Below are 1,440 nucleotides of genomic sequence, written 5' to 3' on the forward strand. Positions count from 1 at the left end.
ACTGTGGTAAAGTGGAGCAGCATGATTATCAGCTTTATCTGGCTATCAACGATATTGAGCATACGAAAACGAAGGCGATGTCTCCGCAGACGAACGGCGTCTGCGAGCGCTTCCATAAAACCATTTTGCAGGATTTTTATCAGGTTACGTTCCGCAAGAAGTTATATGGAGACCTGGAAAGCCTGCAGGTAGATCTGGATAACTGGTTGTGGCATTACAATAATGAGCGAACTCATCAGGGAAAAATGTGCTGCGGGCTTACGCCGATGGCCAGTTTACTCGATGGAAAACGGATCTGGGCAGAAAAGAATCTGAACCAGATGTAATCTGACAGACACCTGTATAAATAATCGGTAACTGTCAGATCAGGTCTGAGCTAGTACATCGGATACGGTGGAGATCTCTTCGATCAACGCATTTACCTGACCGATGGCCTCAATAATGCTATCCATCACATCGCCGGTGCGGGTTACGTGACGCGCACCGGCATCGACGCGCTCAACGGATTCGGCAATCAGGGTTTCAATATCTTTGGCGGCCTGCGCGCTTTTTTGCGCCAGATTGCGCACTTCACTGGCAACCACGGCAAACCCGCGTCCTTGCTCGCCGGCGCGTGCCGCTTCGACCGCCGCGTTTAGCGCGAGAATATTGGTCTGGAACGCGATGCTGTTGATCATGCTGGTGATGTCAGTGATTTTATGCGATCTGGCGGCGATACTGTCCATAATGCCCCCCCCAACTCTTTGCCCATTTCCCAGCCCTTTTTCGCCACGCCGGTGGTTTTTTCTGCCAGACGGGTGGCCTGATGGACATTGTCGGTGTTGCGCTTGAGCGTGGTACCCAGCTGTTCCATGCTGGCCGCCGTTTGTTGCAGTGCCGCCGCCTGCTGCTCGGTACGGCTGGAGAGATCGTTATTGCCCGCATAGATCTCTGACGTCCCTACGTAGATGGCATCGGCGCTGCCGCGAATGGCAATGAAGGTCGCCTTCAGGCTGTCTTGCATTTCCCCTAAATAGGGCACTAACTGTCCGGCATCGTTGCGGCCAAAGCCATCCAGATTCTTCTCCAGTTTGCCTTCGGTCAGGGTGCGGAAGTGGTGGCTGATCGCGGTGAGAGGCTTGATGACGCAACCGACCAGATAGTGATCGGTGAGCAGCAGGATCACTGCGCCAGCCAACAGTGCTACCATCAGGATGTTTTTGCACCATGACACCAGACGATCGATGGTTTGCACTGTCTGGTTATCGGCGGCGACCGCCTGATAACCATTGACGGCAGCAATAAACTTTTCATTCAACGGGGCTTTGTTGAATAAATCAGAACTTGTGACGACTGCGCCCCATACGGGTCGATTGTTACGTGATGCGAATACTGTTCGGCATTCCTAATAGCGTGATCCGGTTAAGCGCTTTGACCATGGCCATGGCTTCACCCACCTGA

Annotated in this window: 3 protein-coding genes and 1 pseudogene; 1 reads left to right on the forward strand and 3 read right to left on the reverse strand. The window is 52.9% G+C overall.

The genetic code is table 11. The features are described 5' to 3' along the window. A partial coding sequence (locus QZ506_RS11980) for an integrase core domain-containing protein (protein ID WP_291971311.1) occupies positions 1 to 326 on the forward strand: 326 nt, incomplete at its 5' end. Positions 327 to 365: 39 nt separating this feature from the next. Here the strand turns inward: QZ506_RS11980 and QZ506_RS11985 are convergent. The 3 genes and pseudogenes from QZ506_RS11985 to QZ506_RS11995 form a co-directional block, all read right to left on the reverse strand. Next, positions 366 to 677 (reverse strand): methyl-accepting chemotaxis protein, encoded by a 312-nt coding sequence (locus QZ506_RS11985; protein ID WP_291971312.1) that lies wholly within the window; start codon positions 675 to 677, stop codon positions 366 to 368. Next, complete coding sequence (locus tag QZ506_RS11990) at positions 674 to 1,297, reverse strand: hypothetical protein (protein ID WP_291971313.1); 624 nt, start codon at positions 1,295 to 1,297, stop codon at positions 674 to 676. The genes QZ506_RS11985 and QZ506_RS11990 overlap by 4 nt, the downstream gene beginning before the upstream one ends. 58 nt (positions 1,298 to 1,355) lie before the next feature. After that, positions 1,356 to 1,440, reverse strand: a pseudogene (locus tag QZ506_RS11995) (lipoprotein); the annotation flags it as partial.

The organism is Candidatus Symbiopectobacterium sp. (assembly GCF_020054415.1).
In the GTDB taxonomy this organism is placed as follows: Bacteria; Pseudomonadota; Gammaproteobacteria; order Enterobacterales; family Enterobacteriaceae; genus Symbiopectobacterium.